12 protein-coding genes are annotated in these 20,745 nt (G+C 42.0%); 8 read left to right on the top strand and 4 right to left on the bottom strand.

All coding sequences use genetic code 11. From position 1 onward, the window contains the following. Positions 1-226: 226 nt before the first annotated feature. The 7 genes from greB (at position 227) to ABJF57_RS05995 (ending at position 10,966) form a co-directional block, all read left to right on the top strand. Complete coding sequence (gene greB, locus ABJF57_RS06025; RefSeq protein WP_462233376.1) at positions 227-742, top strand: transcription elongation factor GreB; 516 nt, start codon at positions 227-229, stop codon at positions 740-742. A 499-nt stretch (positions 743-1,241) separates the two neighbouring features. Further along, positions 1,242-1,574, top strand: coding sequence for a PadR family transcriptional regulator (locus tag ABJF57_RS06020; RefSeq protein WP_462233374.1), 333 nt, complete (start codon positions 1,242-1,244; stop codon positions 1,572-1,574). 22 nt (positions 1,575-1,596) lie between these two features. Next, positions 1,597-4,182, top strand: a complete 2,586-nt coding sequence (locus ABJF57_RS06015; RefSeq protein WP_462233373.1) for an ABC transporter permease — start codon at positions 1,597-1,599, stop codon at positions 4,180-4,182. Beyond that, entirely contained in the window at positions 4,175-6,763 is a 2,589-nt protein-coding gene (locus ABJF57_RS06010) for an ABC transporter permease (RefSeq protein ID WP_462233371.1), read from the top strand. The genes ABJF57_RS06015 and ABJF57_RS06010 overlap by 8 nt, the downstream gene beginning before the upstream one ends. Continuing rightward, positions 6,756-9,326: an ABC transporter permease gene (locus ABJF57_RS06005; protein ID WP_462233369.1), complete on the top strand. Its 2,571-nt coding sequence runs from the start codon at positions 6,756-6,758 to the stop codon at positions 9,324-9,326. Before ABJF57_RS06010 ends, ABJF57_RS06005 begins: the two co-directional genes overlap by 8 nt. A gap of 81 nt (positions 9,327-9,407) precedes the next feature. Next, positions 9,408-10,712 carry a S28 family serine protease gene (locus ABJF57_RS06000; RefSeq protein ID WP_462233367.1) on the top strand — a complete coding sequence of 435 codons (1,305 nt, stop codon included), beginning with the start codon at positions 9,408-9,410 and terminating at the stop codon, positions 10,710-10,712. Continuing rightward, complete coding sequence (locus tag ABJF57_RS05995) at positions 10,709-10,966, top strand: hypothetical protein (RefSeq protein WP_462233366.1); 258 nt, start codon at positions 10,709-10,711, stop codon at positions 10,964-10,966. The genes ABJF57_RS06000 and ABJF57_RS05995 overlap by 4 nt, the downstream gene beginning before the upstream one ends. A 13-nt stretch (positions 10,967-10,979) precedes the next feature. Here ABJF57_RS05995 and ABJF57_RS05990 read toward each other — a convergent pair whose 3' ends face one another. From ABJF57_RS05990 to ABJF57_RS05975, 4 genes are all read right to left on the bottom strand, one after another. Then, complete coding sequence (locus ABJF57_RS05990) at positions 10,980-11,453, bottom strand: SRPBCC family protein (RefSeq protein ID WP_462233364.1); 474 nt, start codon at positions 11,451-11,453, stop codon at positions 10,980-10,982. Between the two features lie 188 nt (positions 11,454-11,641). Then, the gene (locus ABJF57_RS05985; protein ID WP_462233362.1) at positions 11,642-12,430 is read right to left on the bottom strand and encodes a DUF4097 family beta strand repeat-containing protein; all 789 of its coding nucleotides are present in this window, start codon (positions 12,428-12,430) and stop codon (positions 11,642-11,644) included. Next, positions 12,427-13,122 carry a HEAT repeat domain-containing protein gene (locus tag ABJF57_RS05980; RefSeq protein ID WP_462233360.1) on the bottom strand — a complete coding sequence of 232 codons (696 nt, stop codon included), beginning with the start codon at positions 13,120-13,122 and terminating at the stop codon, positions 12,427-12,429. The genes ABJF57_RS05985 and ABJF57_RS05980 overlap by 4 nt, the downstream gene beginning before the upstream one ends. Next, positions 13,119-13,616 (bottom strand): RNA polymerase sigma factor, encoded by a 498-nt coding sequence (locus tag ABJF57_RS05975; RefSeq protein ID WP_462233358.1) that lies wholly within the window; start codon positions 13,614-13,616, stop codon positions 13,119-13,121. The genes ABJF57_RS05980 and ABJF57_RS05975 overlap by 4 nt, the downstream gene beginning before the upstream one ends. Positions 13,617-13,990: 374 nt before the next feature. Here ABJF57_RS05975 and ABJF57_RS05970 point away from each other — a divergent pair, with 374 nt between their 5' ends. Then, on the top strand, positions 13,991-20,497 hold the full coding sequence (locus ABJF57_RS05970) for a DUF2341 domain-containing protein (RefSeq protein ID WP_462233356.1): 6,507 nt from the start codon (positions 13,991-13,993) through the stop codon (positions 20,495-20,497). Positions 20,498-20,745: the final 248 nt, after the last annotated feature.

The following is a 20,745-nucleotide window of genomic DNA, read 5'->3' as shown; positions in this document are numbered from 1 at the left end:
GTGTCTTCGAAAGATCAATCAACCGCTCGTCAGGTTAATGAGATGAAATCATTTCCTTCCCTTACTAGCCCACGGACCGTCAGCAAACCTGCCTGCCGCCGCGATGGCCTTTGCCTTATCAGGCAGGGCTGGACTACTACGTGACTGCATCTGCACATTGCAATTGCCAACACACCAGGCATCATTATATTATCTTGCCAAAGTTTTCAAAACAAGATCATTGATTATGAGGCGAAAAATTCCAGAATCAACACTACCAAAAATAATTCGCTCGCAAATGATTACTGCCGAAGGCTTACAAAAGTTAAGGGATGAACATGATCACCTTTGCCGCGTTGAACGACCAGACGTTACCGCTAAGGTTTCATGGGCTGCAAGTTTGGGAGATCGTTCAGAAAATGCCGATTACCATTACAACAAAAAACGTCTTCGAGAAATTGATAATCGCATTCGATATCTGACCAAGTGTGTCGACGACTTAAAAGTGATTAATTACCATCCTAACCAAGAAGGCAAAGTGATGTTTGGCGCTTGGGTAGAAATTAAAAACGAAGAGAAAGGTCTTCAAAATCGATTTCGAATTGTAGGTTACGAAGAGCTCATAGGTAATAAAAATTATATATCTATGGACTCCCCAATGGCTAAAGCGCTTCTTGATAAAACTGTTGGAGATGAAGCTATAGTTAAAACCAAAATGGGCGATTTTGTATGGAAAATCCTTAAAATAGAGTATCAGAAGTAGTATAAGCTAAATAGATCTCAAGCTATTACACCATCAATTCTTAATCTATCACACACACATTTATTCACTTCTTTGTCTATTTTCAAAGGTGTTCATGAACCTTTGGTTTATCATCCGCTCAAAGCCTTCCACAAAGCAAGCCTGCCTACCGCAGGCGGGGCTATTTTAATCCCAAAATCAAGTTTGGGACAGGCTATAATGCAATAATCCAGGACAGTATATAACAATGCTATGGTTTATTACTGTGTCGCTGTTTGACGATTATCTTATCGCTTGATTATATGATGATAGTATGCCGCAGCGGCGGACCGTCAAAATACCGAATCACAGCCAGCTGCACATTGACGTGGATGTTTTTGCTGGGCAGACGTTTCCGTTGATGATTTTTTTTGTTAAGTGATTGGCAAAACGTACACTTTTTAAGTTCACAAATAATTCATACCTAAAATGTAGTATGATTAAAATTCAATTACTACATTTGAGGTATAACAAATGAATCATGGGAAAACATCATCTGGGAGAGTTCGAAGAAATTGTGATGCTTACGGTGGCATTGCTTGGAAAAAAAGCCTACGGCTTTGGCATCATCGAAGAGATTGAAAGCCGCATGAACCGATCGGTTAGTATTGGAGCCATGCAAACAGTCTTGAAAAGATTGGAAGATAAAGGCTATCTGGAATCAGAATTTGGTGAAGCCACTACTTCTAGAGGTGGCCGAAGGAGAAGGTATTATCATCTTACCAACACAGGAGTTTCAGTACTTGAGGAAACACAAGAACAACGAATGGGACTCTGGAATGATGTCCAAAAGTTGGGATTTAGTACGCAATAACCTCTGGACCCCCTACTCAATAATGAAAGAAAATAGAAGTTTATGGCAATTTCGAATTCTCCGCCTATTCTGCAAACCGGATTATCTCGAAGAAATCGAAGGCGACCTGCTCGAAAGATTTAAAAAAAGACCTTCAAGTTGGAGGCTTACTCTTGAAGTCGTCAAGCTGTTTCGTCAACGCATTATCAGAGACATTGGAGGTACTTTTCGAATGAACCGATATGGAATGTTCAGGAATCAGATGAGAACATCTGTGCGATTCATTAAACGAGAGAAAGCTTTTACATTGATGAATCTTACAGGTCTATCTATAGGGATTGCCTGTTGCTTCTTTATTTTTCTATGGCTTTCTGATGAGCTAAAATTCAATTCGCATTTAACCAGCGGAGACAGAGTTTGCAACCTTCTAAACTCTGAAATACAGACGAATGGAGAGATCCATACCTATCGTTATTCATCATTTCCACTCAAAGTTGTTTTGGACGAAAAGTATCCAATCATTGAATCTTCAACCGCATTATCGAGAGGAAACTGGATGGCGTTTCAAGTCGGTGAAGATATGGTGGAATGGGACGGTATAGATGCTACCCCTGAAGTATTCGACCTATTTGAGATCAACTTTTTGAAGGGAGGCTTCAAAGAAATGTTTGATAATGCCAACGCATTGGCAATTTCTGAAAGTGTAGCCGAAATCTACTTTGGTAAAGACTGGACAGAACAAAATGTGGTAGGAAAGTTCATGGTAAATGACCAAGAAGAGACATTTAAACTGGTGGGAGTCTATGAAAATCAACCTAGACGTAGCACAGTCAAATTTGACTTTGTTGTTCCTTTCACTAACCTGCTTAAAAAGAGGCCTTTCTTTAAAAGTTGGCAAACTACCTCAAGTCAGCTTTATGTGAAGTTAAAAAGTGGAGTAAGTCTGTCAGAGGCTAATCTTACACTCAAAGAAGCAATAAATGATCACCGAGCCGGGGAGTTTAAAACCAGTCGTGAAGTCTTCCTGCAGTCTTATGAGGATATGTATCTATATAACAGATACGAGAATGGTACGATTACTGGTGGGCGCGTTGATTATGTGCGGTTGCTGTCCGTCACTGCCGTACTTGTTTTGATTTTGGCAAGTATTAATTTCATGAATCTCACCACAGCCAGGGCCACCAAAAGAGCAAAGGAAACGGGAGTTCGGAAAGTGCTTGGAGCCTCCAAAGGAAATATCCGGATACAATTTCAGATGGAGTCTATAATGATTACTGCCCTATCTGCCTGTTTAGCAATAATCCTGGTAATCCTACTATTCTCACAATTTGAGCAGCTGACTAATAAAGAATTTGACATTTCGTGGTATTCATGGAAATCAATTCTGTTCATTGTCATATTCATTCTAATCCAAGGCTTTCTCGCCGGGATCTATCCATCCTTTTTTCTTTCATCTTTCAAAAGCATCTCTCTGCTAAAATCGGGGAATGTCTTACCTCAAGAACGAAATGGATTCAGAAGAGCACTCGTAGTTTTCCAATTTGTCATCACATTGGTGATGATCATTGGTGCTCTCACCGTCTACCAGCAGGTGAGCTACATTCAACATAAAAACATAGGGCTGAATCGCAGTAACCTCATCCGAACCTTTTCCTACGACATGGATCCTGTAAGAGAGTATATGGACTACAAAAAGTATTTACTCAATAAGCCGGGAATAGAAAATGTAACAATGGTAGATCAGCTGCTAATTGACGTGAAAAATGCTACATCAGGGGTGATATGGGAAGGCAAGGATCAGTCAGAGAAACTGGAATTTCGATACATGCAAGCCAATCCTGATTTTATCCCAACGATGGAGATTGAGATAAAAGAGGGAAGAAACTTTGATTGGGAACTTCAATCCGATACGAATAACTATATCATCAATGAGACCGCTCTGGAGCTCATGGGTCTGCATGACCCTATCGGTAAGAAAATAGGCTTTTCAAATCACCAGGGAAACATCGTCGGTGTGATGAAAGACTTTCACAATGCGTCTCTTCATAGAGCTATTGAACCATTGATCATCCGCAACAGAATGAAGTTTAGCTGGATGATTTTGGCGCGCTCCAAACCTGGTATGCAAAAAGAAGCGATTCTATCTCTGGAAGAGGCATTCAGAACATATAACAATCCGGATAGAGCCTTCTGGTATCGATTTGTTGACGACATCTTCAATGCAAAATATCAAAATGAGCTATTGGTCAAAGAACTCTCCTTCTACTTTACCATTGTTTCTATCGCTATATCCCTTCTGGGACTGATTTCTTTGGTCGCCTACAATGTAGAAAGAAAAACGAAGGAGGTTGGGATTCGCAAGATATTAGGTGCTTCCGTTCTAAACATATTCAGACTACTATCGCTGGATTACATTCAATTATTGATAGTAGCTACGCTCATTGCCTTTCCTATTGGCTATTTCGTCATGTCTGATTGGCTGGAGGGATTTGCCTACCGGATATCACTGGACTGGCGATTGTTCGCTTTTTCCGGCTTCTGTATTCTTATTCCGGCATTTGTCATCGTAGGATTATTAACGAGAAAAGTATCACATGCTAACCCTGTTGAATCATTGAGGGATGAATAATACACCACCTAAATATCCGCTCCGATTACTTCGGTTATTCTGCAAACCAGAATACCTGGAGGAAATAGAAGGAGATCTTCTGGAACGATTCGAGAAACGACCTTCTAAGTGGCGTATGACACTGGAAGTCCTGAAACTTCTTCGCGCAGCATTAATAAAACCCGCCAATGGCGGAAAACTCAACTATTACGGTATGTTTAAAAATTATTTTAAAGTCGGATATAGAAATCTCATTCGCAATAAATCTCACTCATTCATCAATGTAGGAGGTTTAGCTATCGCGCTAGCTGCATTTATACTTATTGGTCTTTGGATCAATGATGAGCTATCCTTTGACAAGCACAATAGAAACTCAGATAAGGTAGCGAGGGTACTCAAAAAAAGAACGATTGGTGGAGAAACTGCCGTGAGGTTTGCCCTACCTATCCCTATCGTGGAAGAATTAAGTACTATCTATGGTGAAGATTTTGAGCATGTAGTTGTTTCGGGGTTTCAATCTTCCTCATTGGTAGATACTCAAGAAAAGCAATTGTATCTGGAAGGCAATTTTATGGGGGCTGATGCTCCCAAATTATTAGATCTTACTATGGTAAAAGGTTCGCATGAATCGTTATCGAATCACTTTAGCGTGATTATCTCAGAACGATCAGCTAAAGCGCTATTTGGCTCTAATGACCCTATCGGGAAACCAATAGTCATTGATGGAGAAGTCACGATGACCATCACAGGTATTTTCGAAGAAATTCCTCAGCAGTCTAGCTTTCATGGACTTTCCTTTATTGCCAATTTCGATGGCTATGTCACTACTCAAGATTGGATCATGAGAGCTAAAAAGAGCGCAAATTGGGGAAGCAATTTTGTTCAGGTTTTCGTACAGCTTGCCCATCACGCAACGAGGGAGGACGTAGACAGAAAAATTGAAAATTTGATCTACGACCATGCGAGTGATTATGACAAACAGGCAGATCCTAAAGTATTCCTTCAACCCATGGAAGACTGGCATCTCAAGAGTAACTGGGAGAATGGAGTACAAACCGGTGGCGCAATCACTTATGTTTGGATGTTTGGATTCATTGGGATATTCATATTACTGCTCGCTTGCATCAACTTTATGAACTTAAGTACTGCGCAGGCCGAAAAACGTGCGCAAGAGGTTGGCATCCGAAAATCGATGGGTTCTCATCGATTACAACTTGTGAGTCAGTTCTTTATCGAATCACTGGTGATTATACTTTTTGCTTTTATTCTCTCCATAGGTATTTGTTCTTTGGCTCTTGCACCGTTCAATCAGCTAGCAGATAAACATATTTCTTTTCCTATTACCGAACCCTTTTTCTGGTTATCAGCAATTTGTTTCATTGTATTTACCAGCCTTATTTCTGCAAGCTATCCTGCTATTTACCTTTCCAGTTTCTCTCCCATAAAAGCTCTGAAAATGACTTTCTCGACAGGTAAACGAGCCAAGACTTTTAGAAGAGTATTAGTGGTCACTCAGTTTTCTATAAGTATCACCTTGATAGCTGCTACCATCGTAGTGAACCAGCAAATTGATCATAGTATGGACCGACCTATGGGTTATGAAGCGGAGAACTTGCTCTCGGTCAAAGCCTATCACCAAGACTACAGCAACAAGCAGCAGGTCATCGCCGATGAACTTCTGAAAAGCGGTGTAGTCGCCTCAGTGTCCCAATCTTCCAGCTCACTGACAGAGCCCAATAAGGTTTATGGAGGATTTGATTGGGAAGGAAAAGACCCACAACTACTGACAAACTTCATTTTCTATGAAGTGACACCATCATTTGGAAAAACGGTACAATGGAACATCTTGTCAGGCCGTGATTTTACTGCAAAAAAGTCTGATGAAAAGGCATTTATCATCAATCAATCCGCTGTTAAATACATGGGGATAAAAGACCCTGTGGGTAAAATCCTATCCAGGAATCGAAAAGATTATCGCATCATAGGGGTAGTTGATGATCTGATTCTAGAAGATCCTTTTCAGGAAATCAGACCTGCGGTTTATGTGATAGATGTAGAAGAAACACAGTGGATACAAATAAGACTTGCCGAAAATACCTCAATACCAACGGCAGTAGCCAAAATTGAAGACGTCTTCGCAGGAATTCTGCCTAATGTACCATTTGGATTTGATCTGACTTACCAAAAATATCTTACCAAATTCTCTTCTCTATCTCAAGTTAGAAACCTATCCAGCACATTTGCATTACTTGCTATCTTCATCAGTTGTATGGGGCTATTCGGTTTGGCTTCATACGTAGTTGAAACAAAAACCAAAGAAATTGGGATACGGAAAGTTCTGGGAGCAAGGGTAAGCGGACTTGTACTGGCTCTTTCATGGGAGTTTGGCTTGATGGTGCTTATCGCTTGCGTCATTGCTATCCCAATAAGCTATCTATTTGGCTATCAATGGCTGGAAAGCTTCGCTTACAGAATCGATTTGCAATGGTGGTATTTTGGAACTGCTGCACTCATAGCTATGACCATAGCTGGCATGACTGTAAGTAGCAAAACCATACGTGCTGCATCCATGAACCCTGCCGAGTCACTTAAAGATGAATAACACGCCTCTTAAATATCCACTCCGCTTACTTCGGCTATTCTGTAAAGAAGAATATCTGGAGGAAATTGAGGGCGATTTACTAGAACAGTTTGAAAGGAGGATTTCAAAAAATAGACCAGCACACCTACTCCTCTGGGTCGATGTTTTAAAACTCATCAGACCCAGAATACTGAAGCACTCCAATACTCAAAGTAGAAAAACGACGAATATGCTTTCGCACAACCTAAAAGTTTCATTAAGAAGTTTCAAAAGACATAAAACATCATTCTTGATTAATTACATAGGTTTGGTTGGTGGTTTGGTAACCGTACTCTTTATCTATCTATGGGTTAATCATGAGTTAAGTGTCGATCGATTTCATGAAAATGATGGTCAAATCTATCGTTTGGTTTCGGATAATGGTGGCAGTAAAACATTGCTAAACACCAATCCTTATTTTGCGTCGGAGTTGGAGGAAGCCATTCCAGAAATCGATTATGCTGTGCACAGTGCATTTGGGCCTCTTGTTTCAAATCTATCCATTGAGGAAAAAGCATTTTCCACCCGTGGTGAATTCGGCACTAAAAAATTCTTTGATCTTTTTTCCTATCCACTCACTTCAGGAGAAGCATCAACTGTATTAAATGCTCCCAACGCCATTGTGCTATCAGAAAGTATGGCGATTAAACTGTTTGGAAGTAGAGATGTAATTGGTAATCCACTTGTTTGGAGATGGTACAGCATGGAAGAACCATTGGTGGTGACAGGCATATTCCGTGACTTACCCAAAAACTCGTCCGAGCAATTTGATTACGTTTTAAGTTTCGATGTTTTCGAAAAGAGAATGGGCGATCGACTAAGAAGAACCAGAAGTGCGAGGACTTTTCTCAAACTTACTGATGGAGCTTCCCCTCAGATAGTCAATCAGAAAATCCATGATTATACGCGAGCCACCTATCCTGATTTTGAAGGAGATCCTGCTTTCATCATCGATTTCGCTGGCTATTACCTGGAGAGTCAGTATGAAAATGGTCAGCCAGTTGGAGGTCGAATTGAGTTGGTGCGATTGTTCATTGTCATTGGGCTTTTGGTATTGATCATTGCATGTATCAACTTCATGAACCTATCCACGGCACGCGCGGCATTAAGGACGAAGGAAATTGGGGTTCGTAAGACAATGGGTGCACTACGGAAGTCACTCATTTCGCAATACCTGACTGAATCCTGTCTAATAAGCCTGGCAGCTGGAGTGTCTGCAATGATCCTCGCCTTCCTACTTCTTCCCTTTTTCGAAAATCTGCTGGATCAAAGAATTGAGATCCCTTTTAATTATCCAACAACTATTGGTTTCCTTGGAATCATACTATTTACCGGGCTTCTCTCGGGAAGCTACCCAGCGCTGTATCTCTCAGGATTTAGCCCACTGAAAGTATTGAAAGGGCCATTTTTAGCCTCGTCTAAAGATCAATTGTTTAGAAAAGGACTGGTCGTATTTCAATTTGGCATTTCGCTGATATTGCTTGTGTCGGTACTGGTTATTTATCAGCAAATGCATTTCATCCAGACCAAGAGTCTGGGTTATGAAAATGACTATATCATCAATTTCGGAACCACGGGAATGAATGGCAGCAAACAGCAGGCATTCCTTTCTGAGGTAAGACAAATTTCAGGCGTAGAGAAGGCTGATGGAGTTTCACATGCACTTTTCGGAGCTCAACGATCAGGGTCAAACATGACCTGGCAAGGCAAAGATCCGGAGGAAGAGGTATGGTTTGAATATGGACATGTAGGGCATGACATGTTGGAGCTGCTTGAAGTCCGACTGCATGAAGGACGCTTCTTCTCTAAAGAATTTGGAGATGAAACCTCCAAAGTGGTGATCAATCGGGCGACAAAAGAACTCATGGGAGTTCAAAATGCCGTGGAAAAGAAATTCACGGTTGGTGAAACAGCATACGAAATTATTGGAGTAACGGAGGATTTTCATTTTCAGTCATTACATGAGCAGATAAAGCCTACTTTCTTTCTTCTGAATACAAACGACTGGTATATGAAATTGGCAATCAAAATCAACCCCAATCAACTTCAGGAAACCTTATCAGAAATTGATAACCTATATGCCACATTAAATCCTGGCTTTGCTTTTGAATATTCTTTCCACGATCAAGACCAGGCAGCGATGTATGAGTCCGAGACTAAAATAAGTTCCCTTACAAAGTACGCTGCAGGATTGGCTATCCTCATTTCCAGTTTAGGTTTGTTCGGCCTGGTAAGCTTTGTAGTGGAAAGAAAATCGAAAGAGATGGGTATAAGAAAAGTGTTGGGTGCATCGTCAGGAGCCATTGCAGGAGCCGTATCCAAAGACTTTATCTTCCCCATAGCGGTAGCCTCCGTTTTGGGAATTGTTGCCTCTACCCTATTGATCAATAATTGGCTTGACCAATTTGCTTACCGTATTTATCTGAAATGGTGGTTTTTCGTTGCAGCGATCGGCTTAATGACTGTAATAGCATTGATGACAACTATTTCGCAGGTACTAAAAGCCATCATGACAAACCCAATTAGTGCTCTTAGAGATGAATGAGTATTCCCTGCGCGTTAGTGAGCAAGATTGAATCAGCGAACATATGCTGACTGATTGACGAAACGATATATAGTTAAATCCATGAACAAAGTTTTATCATTTTCACTCTTGTCTTTCCTATTTACTTTCTCTATTTATGGACAAGAGGACAACCTGGAAGATTTTTTGACAGGTCTTCCAGACGCCACTTTTCGAAAGGTTGAGACTAATCCTACTTTTGAATCTACCTATGAGATTCGAATCAAACAGCCGTTGGATCATTCAGATGCTACTAAAGGATTCTTCCACCAACATCTATTTCTTTCCCATAAAGGATTGAAGAGTACCACTGTAATAGCCACTGAAGGTTATAAAGCCTTTCAAAAAAGAATATATGAACCGACTAAGCTCCTAAATGCCAATCAACTTGTTGTGGAGCACAGATACTACGGTAACAGCATACCTGACTCAGTGAATTATCGCTATTTGAATATGCAACAAGCAACTGCTGACCTGCATCGCATTAAGCAACTCTTTTCAGAACTTTATGCAGGTCAATGGGTGAGCACGGGGGGTAGCAAGGGCGGTGTGACAACTATTTTCTATCGATACTTCTACCCAGAAGATGTAGTAGTTAGTATTCCTTATGTTGCCCCAATCAAACGTTCCTATGATGAAAAAAGGATTTATCATTTTCTTGATACAGTGGGAACCGAGGAATGTCGTTCGGGAATTGAAGCTTTCCAGCGCCGATTGCTTGATCGAAGAAGCGAAATACTCCCTCTTTTGGATAGTTCTGCGGAGGCGTCCAATCAGTCTTTTGAGCGCATTTCACTAAACAAAGCATTTGAGTATGCTGTAATGGAATACTCGTTTGCCTTCTGGCAAAGGGGTGAAAACTGCGATAAAATACCGGGGGATGATGCTCCAATTACGGAGATTTTTAAGTACTTCCTTTTGGTATCCTCTCCCCTTTGGTTCAGTGATGAGTCGCTTCAAAAAAGCGAATCCCATAATTACCAGATCGCAACAGAGCTTGGCTACTATGGGTATGAAACGAACGATTTTGAAGGTCTTCTAACTGAATTGCCAACATCTCAAAACCCTATGTGTATTTTTCCTCCAAAAGGGCTACCCACAGTGTTCAATCAAGGTTTATTAAATGATGTTCGCATATGGCTACAACAACATGGACATAATTTCATTTATATCTATGGGGCCATGGATCCTTGGTCAGCAGCAGCAGTACCACAGAGTGATCAGGTAGATTCCGAATGGTTCATAATGAAAGGGAAGCATCATGGGTCAGCTCGAATAGCGCAAATGACCGACATAGAAAGAGAAAGGTTAGTATCGGCCCTTGAAAGATGGCTATCAGTGGAAATAAATAATTCTGTTTTAAGATGAATGCCATAAGGCCAATCAGTCAAGCAAATAGAATACCGTCTCTGGACTTCCTACGGGGAATTGCTGTCTGGGGCATCCTCTTTATAAATATTGAAAGCTTCGCTTATCCAGAATCTTGGAGTCCGTGGAAATTTGGATTTGAAAATGACATAGATAGAGGTGCAAGGTTTTGGGTGTATTTCCTTATTCAAGGAAAATTTAATAACATGTTCGCCCTCCTCTTTGGCGCTGAGCGCAGATTGAGTTCTACTTAACATAATATTGTATTCAGGTTAAAACAAGCTTCCATTTATCAGACTCAGCAAATTCTTTGATCGTCTCATTTCGTTTGGTCAAAAGCTTGGTCATGTAGCGTTTTAAAATAATCATATCGACCAGTTTACCCAGAAGTCCAAACGGTGATTGATAATCGAATATGTCAGTCATCAGTGTTCCATTCTCGATGGATTCAAAATGATGCTGGTGTCGAAATCCCTTAAAAGCTCCTTTGACCATTTCATCAACAAAGAGGCTTGGGCTGTTGAATTCTGTGATTTTTGTGGTTAATGTCTGATAAACCCCAAAATGTTTCGCTCTCCAGGTCACTGACTCATTCAAACTTATGAGGCCAGTTGTAACGCCATCAATCGCTTCTTCATTCGTGTGCGCTGTAGAAATCTTATGTAGATCAATACTCCTTGATAAGTCAAAGCATCGATCTATTGGAGCGCTTATTCTGGTTTCTAATTGAATATGTGGCATTGACGATTAAGTATTCCTAATATAACGCATACTAAAACGCTTTGCGAGAAGAATGTTTATTTCACATGAAATCGCACACATTTACCATTCTCTTGCCCTGCTACCAAAGTTCCTCACTGTAGCATGGTAATTCTTCTCTTGGCATTAGTGGCGAAAGAGTGCTCCACTCCTCCATTAAATTTTCATAACTAGTTCTTATAAATGTTTACATCACCGTAGTAAGTGGTAAGACCTATGGATGCTTCTCCTGAGCCAATTTTAATCCCGGCAAAATTGTCTCCTCGTTCAGATTTTCCTTTTCTGAAAAAACTAAATTCACTTGCTACTTTACCATGTTCATAGCTCACAAATACGTGAGTAGATGAATGGGAAGGAAGCACAAGTTTTATATTCCCCTTTGTGGTACTTAAAGCATGGGGATACCGAGAAGAAACATCTTTATAGGATGCGTTGATGTTCCCAGATTCCGAGTTTACCACGGTCGATCCTGAGATTCTAGTAAGCGTGATATCACTTGTGATTGTTACCGCCTCAACCTGACCCGCCAGGTCAAAAACAAAAATGCTTTCTCCCTCTGAATCTAGCTTCGCTGAAAAGCTTTCAGGCACCTTAATTCTCAGGAGAAGGCCAGTGGTGTCTTCTGCCGTTTCTTTAATGACAACTTCATTCTCATTTTCTGAATAAAAAAATGGGACTTCTTGAGCATCCCATCTACTGGGACTCAAATCGCGATAGCGATCAACCGCACTTTGCAAGTCTATTACCTCTACCTTGATGTAGTCCAATTTGTGCGTTTCTACTGAAATACGACTATAGGTAGTCTTCACATTCAATAGGCCATGCAGCCAAGGTTTGGTGAGTTGTATTTGAAATTTTCCCACAACGTTTGGTTCCTTGGCATCAATATTTTGGCCTACAACAGTGCTTTCAACAACCAGGCAAAAGAGACCCAATGCAATAATCTTTATTCTTTTCATAGCTCAATAATTTCCTGAATTTGACCTTTCAATTCATGATCAATCGGTTGATTTTCAATCATTTCTCTCAATTCTTCTATGATTTTTGGATCATCCATACTGATCAGGTATTTAAGCAGTATGGCTTTGACCAAGAATGATTCTTGAGATTGCAATCCTTTCAAAAACTCTGCTTTAACCCTGTCATTTCCTTGAAATGCCGCGAGAGTTTCCGCTGCAGCCAACCGGATATTAACACTTTCATCCGTGTTCAGCATGTTGACTAACGAACGTGAAAGACCTTCCTCCAGGGAGGGCAATTCACTGGCTATTTCAAGTGCCTTTAGTTTTAAGTGAACAGATTGTTGATCAACCAAGGCAATTGCCAAAGTCTTTTGAATTGAAGCAATTTCTGAATGAATTTTTCGGTTCTCCTGACCTTTGATAAGATAGCCAATGAAGAAGCCCAGTACAATTGCTGCCGCAATCTTATAGACCATATTCCACCTTAGAAGAAGTGATGGTTTTGAGTGAAAAATTAAGTGCTCGACTTTTGTATCAAATGAATCCGGGAGTTCCTGCGCCTTAGAAAAGGCATAGAATTTCATCTCATTCTCATAGAGCTTGTCTCCATGGGTCTTTCTCAAGGATTTCTCTTCGTCAGTCGTTGTTTTCCCCTCGTAATATTTATGTAGCAATTCATCTTTTTTCATGAGTTCAACATTTTTTTGTATTGACTTCTTATCTTTTTTCGCGCTCTTGAAAGGTTTACTTCAACCGTATTTTTCTTTAGGCCAAGTTTAACCGCAATGTCACTGATGGAGTGGCCCTCAACATTTTTAAGCTGAAGAATAAGCTGCTGGTTTTCAGGTAATTGACTAATGATTTCAGCAAGCATTTCATTTGCATCTTGCAATTCCAAGGCATCATGTGCTGGACTCTCTGGTGTCGACGGTAGATAATCAAGATCGACAGTCAGCACTTTCATTCGCTTTATTCGATCTATACACAGATTTTTGAGGACCATAAAGGAATAGGATTCGACGCTATCAAGATGACTTAGTTTATTCCTTATTTCCCAAAGTTTTAAATACAGATCCTGAACTATCTCCTCGCTCTCCAACGGGTCTTTCAGTTTCCAAATGGCATACCTGTACCATTGATTTTTGAGAGGCAGAAATAGACTTAAAAATTCTTTTTTTGTCATTTGAATAGTTTGCAGAAACCTCCGTTCAAATGGCCAGTAACTTTATCATTTGGCCTTCAAACTTCCAATAGATTTAGAATATTCTATACTAAAGACTGCTTATCTCTTCAAAACTGACACTATGGATTAAATTTTAATGTACAAATCAGACCGACTATTAGATAAACGCAAGCTATAGTCGCCTATCGGCCAATCTCCCAGGCTACTTTCTTTGTAAAAAAAATACAAAACCATTAACTAACAATCTGTATTTTAAAAGCGCTAAGTCAGATTATTTCAATTTCAACCTTCGTCAGTTGATCGAATAAATTAAGATATTTCTTAATATAGTGATATATTGAATGATATAATCGTTGATATAACCGTCAAAATTCATGCTTCGCTACAACTTGTTTACTAAGGCAATCCTTGCTTGTGGATTAGTTTTGGTTTTAATCCCCATCTACGCTCAATCATGGCTTTCTGGCTATGAATACCGAAAAGAAATCACCCTGGACGGTACTGAGATAAGTGGTACGCATACAGATTTTCCTTTGCTTTATGAACTTGCCTCTGATGCACAATTAGCAGCAAGTGCACGCGCTGATGGCTATGATATTGTTTTTACGGACACTGATGGCATCACGCTATTAGACCATGAAATGCTTTCCTACACCAGTGGCACAGGCGCTTACAGAGGGTATGTAAAGACAGACCTCACCAATGCCACGGACAAAACCATCTACATGTATTACGGCAAAGGTGATGCATCAACAGATCCTTCTTCTACGGGTACCTGGAGCAATGATTTTCAGGCGGTGCTACACCTTCAGGAATCCGGTAATGGCTCCACAGATGAGTTCGTGGATTCATCTCCCAATGCCATTAATGGAACGGGTGGTGGATTACCAAATAGTGGGAACAGTGGCTCTACTCCTACCCAAACAACAGGTAAGTTTGGTTTTGCGCAAGATTTTGATGGAACGGACGATCGTATCCGCCTCCAGGCGATCAATGACGATTCCTGGACTTCATTTACCGTGCAAGTATGGATTAACCCAGATGATGGCGGTGATGATCGGGTCTTTGGTAAATGCTGGGGCACGGGAGCGGATGATGAAACGTGGCTCCTACGACAATCTGGTGGTACCATTGGGAGTCGGACCAATGTAAACAATGGTGGAGCGGACAATGATGCTGAAATCGATGACGATGATAATCCTGTCGCCTACAATACGGGAACGTGGTATTTGGCTTCCTACACCTGGGATGCGTCTGATAACACCGTAAGAGTGTATTTGAACGGTACAGAAGTCGAAACAGGTGCGCTTACGGGTTCAAATCTTGCAATAACAGGAGAACCATCGGAAACGAACTTTGCGACCATCGGAAACATACCAGGAGGTGGTAGAGATTTTAATGGCCAGCTACAAGAGGCTCGTGTTTCTGATGTGGCCCGATCTGCCAATTGGATTCTGACTCAATTTAACATTGAAGATGATCCTACTGGGTTTGTAACCACAGTGGGCACAGAAGAACAATGTGGAACTCCGGTACCTGAAGGTGGCACAGCTACTGCATCTGAAAGCACCATACGTTCAGGAGAATCAACTACCATCACCTTAAGCGGGCAAAACACGACCCCTTTGCAATGGCAATCATCTTCAGACAATGTTAGCTTCTCTGATGTCGGCGGAGAAACAGGTACCTCACTGAGTACCGGTGTTTTGACAGCCACCACCTATTACCGTGTGAAAGTGGGCACTGGCGCTTGCCAGGTATTATCAACAACTGCTACAGTTACCGTCCTCCCTCCTTTTGCCAGTGGCTATTGCTACCGCAAAAAGGTGACGATCGGTAGTGATCAGGTGAGCGGGTCTGCAGATTTAACCAACTTTCCAGTGTTGATCACTGTGACGGACTCAGATCTTCGGACGGTTGCCAATAATGGCAATGTAGAAGACGCAAATGGATACGACATAACCTTTACCTCGTCAGATGGAACCACCGGCCTTAACCATGAAATCAGTTCGTACTCAGCGACTACAGGCGCCTTTGTGGCATGGGTGAACGTACCTACAGTCTCTTACAATTCAGACACGGAAATTTACATGTACTATGGTAACTCTGGCGTATCTGGAGATCCATCCACAACGGCCACCTGGAACAGTGACTATGTAGCCGTTTGGCACCTGGAAGAAGATCCCAATGGAGATGTTGCGGGATCCATATTAGATGCAACGAGCAATAATAACGATGGTCAGCCGCAAGGTACCATGACCACTGCTGATCAGGTGACTGGTCAAGTTGGAAATGCGATTGATCTAGATGGCACGGACGATTATATCACCGTTCCTGATGCTGCCAGTCTACAGGTCACGGACAATACCATTACACTAAGTGCCTGGGTGGATACAGAGGGTGACCTGGACAATGATGAGGGCTTTATTCTAAAGGGTGCAAATAACGACGAGAGTTACATGTTGGGTACCAATAATGCGGGTGCAAGCAATGAAGAGCTTCGTGGCAGGATCAATGACAGTGGTAACAACTTTGAGGGTGGCCAAGTCACAACCACGGATTGGTCATACGCTGTAGTGGTATATGATGGAACCAATGTGATCGGATATGTGGATGGCGTGCAGCAATTCAGCTCAGCATTCTCAACTAACATCGAAGCTGGAATTGGTGAAGCTGTGCTTTTAGGCACCAGAGCCGATTTAACTGGCACCCGGTTTTTTGAAGGGATATTGGATGAGTTAAGGATCTCAGAAGCCGCTCATACCGCCGGATGGGTTACTACAGAATACAACAACCAAAGCAGTCCCTCCACCTTCTATACTTTCAGCGAGGAAGAATATCCGCATGATGGCGGCATTGCTACCGCTTCTTCCAGTGAAATAGACTACAATACCAGCACGACCATCACATTGACGGGTCAGGAAAGCGGAGGTACTATTCAATGGCAGTCTTCAACGGACAATGTAACGTTTAGCGATATAGCTAGTGAGACCTCAACAACGCTGAACACGGGCAATCTAACTTCAACCACTTATTATAGAGCAGAAGTCACCGATACCGGATGTGAGGCATTCTCGACGATCGCTACTGTCGCTGTTCAGCCGGATTATATCAGCGGGTATTGCTACAGAAAGAAAGTAACCATCGATGTTAGCAAAGTGAACGGAAGCTCAGACCTGAGCAACTTCCCCATGCTGTTCAGCTCTACAGATCCCGATTTACGAACAACCGCAAACAATGGGCAGGTAACAAGTGCAAGTGGATATGACATCAAATTCACTGATGAAAGTGGTACCGAGCTGGACCATGAAATTGAGAGTTATACTGCAGGAACAGGAAACTTCGTTGCTTGGGTACGGGTACCCACCGTCTCTTCTTCGGAAAACACGGTGCTATACATGCACTACGGAAACTCATTGGTTGTTACCGACCCATCCGTTACTACCACCTGGGACAGCAACTTCAAGGCCATTTGGCACTTTGAAGACAACCTCCTGGATGCAACATCGAACAACAACGATGGTACGGAAGGCTCCGCAGGCAGCACCGATGATGAAATCGGAATCATCTCTCACGGTAGAGGATTCACTGGAGTAGACAATGGCGACAGTTGGATCAGTGTAACTAACAGTGCCAGTATCGACACCGATATTACGAATCAGGTAACCTTGGAAGCCTGGGCCAGATACTTCCTCCCTGTGCCTCAGGATGCCCCATTCATTATGAAGTCTCCTGCTGTTAATCAGGAGCGATACATGCTTGGAACAGATGGTGGCACCAACCCTGCAGCTCTTAATCAACGAGTGACTACAGGATCAGGACATTTCCGATACGACGATGGCGCAGTAGATGCGGATTGGCACCATTTTGTACTTACCTATGACGCAGATCTGGCAGCTAACCCGCGGATGAAATTGTATGTGGATGGAGTTTTGACAGCATCAAACAATGCAGATGGAAACATCTTAAGTGACAACACGAACCCACTGTATATCGGACGAAGATTAGACAATAGAAGGTATCGTGGAGCATTGGACGAATTAAGAATTTCTAATAATGCCAGGGATGAAGGTTGGATCATCACTGAATACAACAATCAAAATGATCCAAGTAGTTTCTATTCACTTGGAACTGAAGATTATAATGGGAATGGCGGAACGGCTATAGCAGACAACACCACCATTGATTTTAATGCGAGTACAAACATTACGCTTTCGGGTGAGACCGGAACCATTCAATGGCAAAGCTCTGCGGATAACTCTTCGTTTTCAGATATTGGTGGTCAAACCTCAAACAGTTTAAACACAGGTAGTCTTACATCGACTACTTACTTCAGAGCAGAAGTTGACAATGGAACCTGTATCGTTTATTCCAATACGGTTCAAATAAGTGTTCGAGCAGACTTCATCGCGGATTATTCCTTCCGTAAAAAAATCACGATAGACAATAGCCAGGTAGCTGGCAGCACCAATCACACAGACTTCCCACTTCTTTTCAGCACTACGGATACGGACCTGGCACAAGCCTCCGGAAAGGTGCAGGATGCCAATGGATATGATATCCTATTTACGCTCGCAGATGGCATGAGTTTAGATTTTGACATAGAGAAATACGATGGAACCAGTGGTGAGTATATCGCCTGGATACGCATTCCTACCTTGTTTGTGAATGCAGACACCGAGATATTCATGTATTATGGAAACTGTGGGTTTGCCGGTGGAGATCCTTCCGTGACTGCAACCTTCAATTCAAATTATTTAGGCGTGTATCATTTCAATGATGATTTAGGCGTGACTTCAGTGGTTGATGATCGTACCGGAAACACCAATGATGGTACGGCAAATGGAACCATGAATGGAGCTGATGTTATCGTGGCACAGGTCGGGGATGGCTTTGATTTTGATGGTGCGGATGATTACATCGATTTAGGCACTACACCTCAAACGACTGGTGCTGGCACGAGAACGATCGAACTATGGGCACAAACTGATGCCTTTGATGATGGCGGGGTGTTTCAGGGTGGCACCATTGCCAATGATTTCTCGCTGCATACGGATAATGGCACAAACGATAATTGGGACATTGAGTACAATGGAAATAATGATGAATTCACATTGAGTGGTAGCTCAAGTGGCTGGCATCATTACGCATTGACTTATGATGGAAGCATTGTGCAGTTGTATTATGATGGAGCTTTATTTGATAATACGACGGTTGCGCTTACCACAGCAGCTAACAACCTGGAGGTCGCGCGATGGAATGCTGTTGAATTCGATGGACAGATTGATGAGGTGAAGGTCTCAGATGTGGCGAGATCTTCTGGTTGGATTCAAACAGAATACAACAACCAAAGTGATCCGGATAATTTTTATAACATAGAAGCAGAAACCGCTGAAAACCAATGGACAGGTGGAAATGGCAACTCCAATTGGAATGAAGCAGGGAATTGGAGCTTCTGCAGTGTTCCAAGCGTAAGTAATGACATAGTAATCCCTTCCGGATTAACGGACTATCCGGTGTTGGATCAATCCAGAACAATCGGTGTGCTCAACATTGAATCTGGAGCTACATTGGATCTGGCAGGCTTTACACTGACGTTGGAAGGTGACTTTATCAATGATGGTACCCTTACCACAAACAGTGGCACCATTGAGTTTATTGGTAGTATTGAACAGGATATCACAGGCTCAACCAATACGACCTTTCACAATGTGGTTATCAATAAAACCGGATCGACAGCAGAATTAAGACTCGCTGCTAATGTCGGTAACGAACTTACACTAACCTTAGGTAATCTGTCATTGAATGATAACACACTTACAATCGAAAATACCGCCTCAATCAATGGCGGAAGTAGCACCGCATTTCTTGTAACAGATGGTACGGGAGAACTTTGCCAGAATGGTCTTGACAATGGAGATGGTACCCGGGTATTCCCCATTGGACCCACTACTTCCAGTTATAACCCCATTAGTATCAATAATGTAGGTACTTTGGATGATTTCTGTGCCAGGGTGGCAGAAACGGTTTATTCTGGTGGTGATATTGGATCAGGTGTTCAGGAAACGGCAGATGCAATCGATCGAACCTGGTTTGTGGATGAAGGTACTTTAGGTGGATCAGATGTCACTCTTACGATCGAGTGGGATGGCTCACATGAGCTCACTAATTTTGATCGAACTAATATGTTTATCAGTCATTACAATGGGACAGACTGGGAGGTTTATGGGAGTGGCATAAGTGCCACTGGATCAGATCCTTATGCTGCTTCAGTTGTGGGCGTGTCATCGTTTAGCCCTGTTGGCGGTGGGTCCTCTCCCAGCATATTGCCGGTAGAATTGAAAGAATTTACGGCCACCCACACAGGTGAAACTGTCGAGCTATCATGGATCACCGCCTCTGAATTGAACAATGATCATTTCACAGTTGAGAGGTCATTGGATGGTGTTGAATTTGAATCAATAAAGACTTTGAAAGGTGCCGGAAACAGCAACGAGCAAATTGATTATCGTGCCACAGATCGTTCACCCTTCTTCGGAATCAGCTACTACCGCTTAAGTCAGGTAGATTTTGACGGATCAACTACTTTTTCAAATACGGTTCGGGTATCCTGGGATCTAGCAACAGCTGTTATCGTCTATCCCAATCCGAGCGAAGGTTCCTTCCGAATTAACTTATCAGGGATTGGAAGTCATGCACAGGTTCCACTATCGATATACCAACTGGATGGCAATGAAATTTACAAGACATCCATTCAGGCGGACAGCAATGGTCGTATTAGTGAGGTCATTGAAACAACTACGCAACTAAAGGCCGGTGTATACTTTTTAAATCTAGAAATCAATGGCGCTATCTTCAATTATAAAGTGATTGTGAAATAGTGAGGCTGTACAAGAATTCCATTCGGCTGTAGAGGTTTCAATTGGTCGCTCAAGCCGTATGTGCAGCGTGCCTTGTGCGCATGAGTAAAATAATCAAAGCCAACACACATCCAACCTCACGCCCGATATTTGGCCTTGCCAACACTGCTGGAGGTAAGTTATTCTATAAGTAAACGTACAACGTACCAATATCAAAAAAAAATTGTCAGTATACTTCAAAAAATGCTCTAATTTTAGACAAAACTGAT

It is taken from the genome of Ekhidna sp., assembly GCF_039940915.1.
Lineage (GTDB): Bacteria > Bacteroidota > Bacteroidia > Cytophagales > Cyclobacteriaceae > Ekhidna.
This window is presented reverse-complemented; position numbering and strand designations above follow the sequence as displayed.